Genomic DNA, 6,214 nt, shown 5'->3' on the forward strand with positions numbered 1-6,214 from the left:
TTAATCCCGCCTATTGTCCAAAATTCGCCGCTAAGGGAAAAACAAGAACCCGATTCGGCGGATAAGTGGTATCGTCTTGCATGACAGGATTCATCCCGCGATGCTTCGGATTATAATATTTTTTGCGGTATTGCGTTGCTGTTATCCCCTTTAGGGACTTAAATACCCGGCAAAAATAATTTTCATCGGCGAAACCGACCGAGAACGCCACTTCCTTCACGGTAGCATCCTCATACAGCAAAAGATGGCAAGCGCGTTCGATCCGGCGTTGAATAATCATCTCCCGAGGCGTACGCCCCGTATGCCTTGCGAACAGGCGTGTAAAATGCTCGTGCGTCCAGCCCGCCTGCTCCGCTAGCCCCTCTATTGTAAAAGGCTCATCCAGATGCGCCTCTATGTAATGAATCGCCTTCGTAATTTGCGGCGGAATCGCCGTTGCCCGTTCAACCGGATAATCCACGTAGGAGGCGTTCAGCTCTTCCAACAATGCGAGCAGCAAAGCGCTTCCACGTTGCTGCATGCGATTAGGATGGGCATAAGCTATGTTCATGAGCTGCGTCATGAGGCTGGCAAGCCATTCGTCCCCAAGTGGAATGCAAGAAGGGCCATCATGCCGCAAAATCGGCAGCAAATCCGCTTCGCTTACATCCTCTCTTCCGTCATAACCAAAATGGACGAACAGATGCCGGGACGGCTGTGCCGCATCGTAACGATACTCATGCCACTCCCCTGGCCTTGTTATAATAAAGCAGGGCTCCGTGAGTGAATACGTGCGTCCTTCCACCATATACACGCTGCCAGTGCCATTCGGAAAATAAAGCAGCTCATAGTCACAAATCCGTCTAGGCTTTAAGCCGGTGCCAGCTTTCATCAGCATATCGCCAGCAATATGGATATTCGGCAACAACAGCGCCGATTGTTCTTGTTGGTCATATTGGATTACTGCTTGTTTGTCGACGCTGTTTCCTAGCCTCATTTCCTTCATCCCTTCTTTAACAGCACATAGACGATCTCTTGCTTGCCTTGTCGCAAACCCTCTATCAGCCATTTTTCGTACATTATAGCCCATTATTACGTATAAACGCCCATTTCACAATGGAGAAGAGAGATAAATAACTGGACGAATTTGATGTGGAAATTCATTCATTATGGCATAAAAAAACCGCTGCCCGCTGGCAACGGCTGCTCTTAATGATCTGACTCGTCCCATTTACGGGAGTAGGCCTTCTTGGTTACCCATAACGTTACCCAAGTGATTGCAATCAAAATAATAACGGCTGAAACCCATACGCCTGCTGGCACGCCCATCGTTCCGCCCCCCTCCTGTCATGCACACGCTTTCTTATATGTACGATCATACCTTACACAGGTTGGTTGTGCAATGCCGGGGGCAATCATGCGCCAACCGAATAAAACCTGCACGCTCCCCGATAGGATCATGCAGGTTGTGCTCTTATTTTAACCTCCGACCAACTCTGCCTCGTAAAATAAACTCGATATCGCGTTCCCCAACTGATGGCATACCGCTACTAAACGGTTTAAGCCCTCACGCGCATTATCGTATACATCCGGCTCCGGGCCTTTCCCTATCCGTTCGCTAATTGCCACTAATACGTTGGCTTGCTTCGCCAGCCCATCGAAAGAGGGATCCATCACCACCGATGCTTTTAGGTAATGGTCCAGGGAAGCGGCTGCGAACGTAATCGAGCGCGGGAACTCATTATTGCCCATAATGAACGTTATCGCTGTATTGCTAGCCATGTCTGTTGCATACTGCTTGCGGTATGCCTCATGAGCGCCAAGTGCTTTCAGCAGCATTGCCGATCGGTTATGCTCATGCTGCTCCTTCGGCACGCTCGCATCCCGCAACGAGTTCGTATAGAATGCCCGTACGACCCGTGCCGTATTTTCTGCCCGTTCCAAATGCTTGCCCAACTGAATAAAGTTCCACTCTTGCCCCCGCACCATGGCGCTGTCTGCTGCTCCATTGAACAAGGATGTCCACTCCCGCAGCCGCTGATAAAACAAATAGGGCGATTGCAGCATCACCTGGCTAACCGTTTGCTCCTTTAACCACAGGTAAGCGCCATTAATGATTTCCCATAGCTCACTAGGCAACAGCTGGCGAAGGGCGCGCACGTTGTTACGAGCTTGTTGGATGCAGGAGAAAATCGAGTTCGGATTTGAACGTTCGAAGGTCATAAAATGCAGCACCTTCAATTCGTTTACACTCGTATGGCTCGACTTGTACCGTTCGATATCGCCGACTGCCGACACTAGCCGCTCCCATACATATTCCCGTTCATGCGGTGATCCTAATTGTTCTTGGCGGGCATGATAGTTCACATCGATCAATCGCGCATGATTTTCTGCCCGCTCAACATAGCGGCCAATCCAAAAGAGCATCTCTGCCAATCGATTAATCATCAGCTAGCACCTCATCGCATTGTAAGAGTTTAAATAATCCACGTATCTTTCGTGCCGCCGCCTTGCGACGAATTCACGATAAGCGATCCTTCTTCTAAAGCAACTCTAGTCAATCCACCCGGAACAACATAAGATTCAGCGCCTCCGGTAAACACAAAAGCACGCAAGTCGATATGCCTTGGTGCAATGTCGCCATCCGTAAGGGAAGGGCTGCACGATAACTTCATCGTCGGTTGAGCGATGTATCGCTCAGGATGTTTCTCAATTAGCGCGGCAAATTTCCCGAGTTCCTCCTCGCTAGCTGAAGGGCCAATTAACATGCCATAGCCACCAGACAGCGAGCGCTCCTTAACAACCATCTCCGACAATTTGCTAAGCACATACTTTCTATCATATGGCCTAGACAAAATATACGTAGGCACATTGTTCAGCAACGGCTCTTCATTCAAATAATATCGGATCATATCTGGTACATACGCATAAATCGCTTTATCATCCGCAACACCGGTTCCCGGTGCATTGGCAAGCGCCACATTGCCAGCTAGATAAGCGTCTATTAAGCCAGGTACGTCAAGCACGGAATCCGGCCGATATACCGTAGGGTCCAGATACTCATCATCCACCCGCCGATAAATCACATCTACTTGCCGCAGCCCACGCATCGTCCTCATATAGACCTTACGGTCGATAACCGTCAAATCCCTGCTCTCAACAAGCTCAATGCCCATCTCCTGAGCAAGGAAGGTATGGTCATAGTAGGCTGCATTATATATGCCCGGTGTCAGCAGTACAACTAGCGGGTCAGCTTTGCCATTAGGAGCTAGACTGCGCAAGCAGCGCAAAAGCTCGCTAAGCCCCCGATCAATATCCCGAATCCGATTATGGTAAAATAACTCCGAGAACAAGGTGGCCATCAGTGAACGATTCTTATATACATAGGAGAGCCCTGAAGGTGTGCGCAAATTGTCCTCTAGCACATAAAACTCTCCAGTCTCGCTGCGAATAATATCAATGCCAGATAGCGGAATATACGTACCATTTGGCACATTCATCCCAACCATCTCCGGTAAAAAGTACGGGTTATTTACTACAATTTCTCGCGGCACAAGGCCATCCTTGATTATATTTTGGCTATTATAGCAATCGGCTATAAAGCAGTTCAAAGCGTTCGTCCTCTGCTTCAGGCCTGTTTCTAACTGCTGCCACTCTTGCCCCGTTATAATGCGCGGAATCAGATCGAACGGTATCGTTCGCTCCAATGCAGCGTCATCGTCGGCAGATCCGTTCATCGTAAACGTAATGCCTTGCCTCATCATCTGCGCTTGCATCGTTTCATACTTTCGAGTCAGTTCGTCCAAACCCATCATGGCCAATTGTTTCATAACAGCTGCGTAAGGTGTCCGTACTTTCCCGCTCTGATCAACCATCTCGTCGTAAAATACCGGACTGCTGTAATTAGCAAATAAATGTTTGTGTTGAATCATCGGCATGGCCATGACCGTTACCCTCCCATTCGTCTTATCAGTCATCCTGATGAAACGTCACTTTTCATTACACCTAATCATTATGATCAGTATAAAAGAATGGAACTATTGCTGTATGTCGAAACATAGGACGTATTTTACGGAAATTTTATGACAAATCACTAGCATATTGATCGTAATACGATCATTAGTGTAACCAAATCTACCATATATGGTTAACAGATGGCTTTCAGACTGGCCTGAACGCTGCTTTATTTCATTGTATATGACCAAAACTTATCCACAGAACATTTGCACTAACACACATAACTAAAGCATGAATCAAACTTTCCACGTCCTTCTTGCTTTTCTTACACACATTTGTTAACTTACCCACTAAATATTCAGCTTTTCCAGACAAATTAGACAAGACTCTTCCTACGTGTTATTTCCTGTCGAAAATCATTTATTCAAATAATGTTAGCAATCTGTTAATAAAAACAAAAAAAGAGAGCCCCTGTTAAAGGAACTCTCTTTTACTTTATTGAATCGATTGAGTTATCCACTCATCCGATAATGGCTGAATATGGTCGGGATGACACGATTCGAACATGCGACCCCCTGGTCCCAAACCAGGTGCTCTACCAAGCTGAGCTACATCCCGTTATTCAATTATGAAAATGGCGTGCCCTGAGAGATTCGAACTCCCGACCTTTTGATTCGTAGTCAAACGCTCTATCCAGCTGAGCTAAGGGCACTAATTTATGGAGCGGAAGACGGGAATCGAACCCGCGACCCTCGCCTTGGCAAGGCGATGCTCTACCGCTGAGCCACTTCCGCAGATGGTGCGGTCAAGAGGACTTGAACCTCCACGGCTGTTACACCACTAGAACCTGAATCTAGCGCGTCTGCCAATTCCGCCATGACCGCGAAATAATATGGTGCGGTTGAGAGGACTCGAACCTCCACGAGCGTACGCCCACTACCCCCTCAAGATAGCGTGTCTGCCATTCCACCACAACCGCATATGAAGTTAAAAGTGAGCCATGTAGGACTCGAACCTACGACACCCTGATTAAAAGTCAGGTGCTCTACCAACTGAGCTAATGGCTCATAAATGGCTGGGGATCCAGGGATCGAACCTGGGAATGACGGAGTCAAAGTCCGTTGCCTTACCGCTTGGCTAATCCCCAATAAAAAACATGGGGCGATCGAGGGGAATTGAACCCCCGAATGTCGGAATCACAATCCGATGCGTTAACCACTTCGCCACGACCGCCATGTGAGGTCAATACTTATGTTTCGTGGCTGAAAAGCCGGTTAAGGATATAATGGCGGAGCCGACGGGATTCGAACCCGCGGTCTCCTGCGTGACAGGCAGGCATGTTAGGCCTCTACACCACGGCTCCACATTATAAGTTCGGACAACTATCCGTTGTTCGGTAAAAATTGGTTGCGGGGGCAGGATTTGAACCTGCGGCCTTCGGGTTATGAGCCCGACGAGCTACCGAGCTGCTCCACCCCGCGTCAGTATTAAATTAATGGTGGAGGCTGACGGGATCGAACCGCCGACCCTCTGCTTGTAAGGCAGATGCTCTCCCAGCTGAGCTAAGCCTCCAAAAATGGTGACCCGTAGGGGATTCGAACCCCTGTTACCTCCGTGAAAGGGAGGTGTCTTAACCCCTTGACCAACGGGCCATTCTTTATTAATTCGTTACGATCTATTAAGGTAAGATCGAACGGAGAGAGAGGGATTCGAACCCTCGCACCACTTGCGCAGTCTAACCCCTTAGCAGAGGGTCCCCTTGAGCCACTTGGGTATCTCTCCATGGCTCCCCGAACAGGACTCGAACCTGTGACAACTCGATTAACAGTCGAGTGCTCTACCAACTGAGCTATCAGGGAATGAATGGTGGAGCCAAGCGGGATCGAACCGCTGACCTCCTGCTTGCAAGGCAGGCGCTCTCCCAGCTGAGCTATGGCCCCAATCAATTTGTTGCTTTGGTGTAATGCTTATTACACCTTGAAAACTGGATGCGAATGTTGAATCCTTAGCTTTGTCTTGCTCACGAAGTTGCTTCTCTTGATAAGAAGCTTAGGATAAGCCCTCGACCTATTAGTACCCGTCAGCTGCACGCATTGCTGCGCTTCCACCTCGAGCCTATCAACCTGGTCGTCTTCCAGGGGTCTTACATACTGGGAAATCTCATCTTGAGGGGGGCTTCGCGCTTAGATGCTTTCAGCGCTTATCCCGTCCGCACTTGGCTACCCAGCGATGCTCCTGGCGGAACAACTGGTACACCAGCGGTGCGTCCATCCCGGTC

Annotated in this window: 3 protein-coding genes, 15 tRNA genes and 1 rRNA gene; all 19 read right to left on the reverse strand. The window is 48.9% G+C overall.

Annotated elements, in window-relative coordinates; translation table 11 throughout:
• Positions 1-10: 10 nt before the first annotated feature.
• Positions 11-976, reverse strand: coding sequence for a helix-turn-helix domain-containing protein (locus tag GON22_RS24190; RefSeq protein WP_160398659.1), 966 nt, complete (start codon positions 974-976; stop codon positions 11-13).
• Positions 977-1,458: 482 nt separating this feature from the next.
• A complete protein-coding gene (locus GON22_RS24195; RefSeq protein WP_160398660.1) occupies positions 1,459-2,427 on the reverse strand; it encodes an alpha-E domain-containing protein in 969 nt (322 codons plus the stop codon).
• A gap of 29 nt (positions 2,428-2,456) precedes the next feature.
• Entirely contained in the window at positions 2,457-3,923 is a 1,467-nt protein-coding gene (locus GON22_RS24200) for a circularly permuted type 2 ATP-grasp protein (RefSeq protein ID WP_160398661.1), read from the reverse strand.
• A 554-nt stretch (positions 3,924-4,477) separates the two neighbouring features.
• Positions 4,478-4,554 (reverse strand) — tRNA-Pro (locus GON22_RS24205).
• Between the two features lie 17 nt (positions 4,555-4,571).
• Positions 4,572-4,648, reverse strand: a tRNA-Arg gene (locus tag GON22_RS24210).
• Between the two features lie 7 nt (positions 4,649-4,655).
• Positions 4,656-4,730, reverse strand: a tRNA-Gly gene (locus tag GON22_RS24215).
• A 3-nt stretch (positions 4,731-4,733) separates the two neighbouring features.
• Positions 4,734-4,820, reverse strand: a tRNA-Leu gene (locus tag GON22_RS24220).
• A 9-nt stretch (positions 4,821-4,829) separates the two neighbouring features.
• Positions 4,830-4,915: transfer RNA gene (locus tag GON22_RS24225), tRNA-Leu, on the reverse strand.
• A 15-nt stretch (positions 4,916-4,930) separates the two neighbouring features.
• Positions 4,931-5,003: transfer RNA gene (locus GON22_RS24230), tRNA-Lys, on the reverse strand.
• 5 nt (positions 5,004-5,008) lie between these two features.
• Positions 5,009-5,083, reverse strand: a tRNA-Gln gene (locus tag GON22_RS24235).
• 10 nt (positions 5,084-5,093) lie between these two features.
• Positions 5,094-5,169: transfer RNA gene (locus GON22_RS24240), tRNA-His, on the reverse strand.
• Positions 5,170-5,222: 53 nt separating this feature from the next.
• Positions 5,223-5,299: transfer RNA gene (locus tag GON22_RS24245), tRNA-Asp, on the reverse strand.
• A 41-nt stretch (positions 5,300-5,340) separates the two neighbouring features.
• Positions 5,341-5,417, reverse strand: a tRNA-Met gene (locus GON22_RS24250).
• A 15-nt stretch (positions 5,418-5,432) separates the two neighbouring features.
• Positions 5,433-5,508 (reverse strand) — tRNA-Val (locus tag GON22_RS24255).
• Positions 5,509-5,513: 5 nt separating this feature from the next.
• Positions 5,514-5,588, reverse strand: a tRNA-Glu gene (locus GON22_RS24260).
• Between the two features lie 42 nt (positions 5,589-5,630).
• Positions 5,631-5,718, reverse strand: a tRNA-Ser gene (locus GON22_RS24265).
• A 1-nt stretch (position 5,719) separates the two neighbouring features.
• Positions 5,720-5,795 (reverse strand) — tRNA-Asn (locus tag GON22_RS24270).
• 5 nt (positions 5,796-5,800) lie between these two features.
• Positions 5,801-5,876, reverse strand: a tRNA-Ala gene (locus tag GON22_RS24275).
• A 110-nt stretch (positions 5,877-5,986) separates the two neighbouring features.
• Positions 5,987-6,214: ribosomal RNA gene (locus tag GON22_RS24280) — 23S ribosomal RNA — on the reverse strand; the annotation flags it as partial.

This window comes from Paenibacillus sp. MMS18-CY102, assembly GCF_009789195.1.
Classification (GTDB): domain Bacteria; phylum Bacillota; class Bacilli; order Paenibacillales; family Paenibacillaceae; genus Paenibacillus_T.

Coding starts and splice junctions, on each gene's coding strand:
- GON22_RS24190 (WP_160398659.1), bottom strand. CDS start 976: ATGAGGCTAGGAAACAGCGTCGACAAACAAGCAGTAATCCAATATGAC.
- GON22_RS24195 (WP_160398660.1), bottom strand. CDS start 2,427: ATGATTAATCGATTGGCAGAGATGCTCTTTTGGATTGGCCGCTATGTT.
- GON22_RS24200 (WP_160398661.1), bottom strand. CDS start 3,923: ATGGCCATGCCGATGATTCAACACAAACATTTATTTGCTAATTACAGC.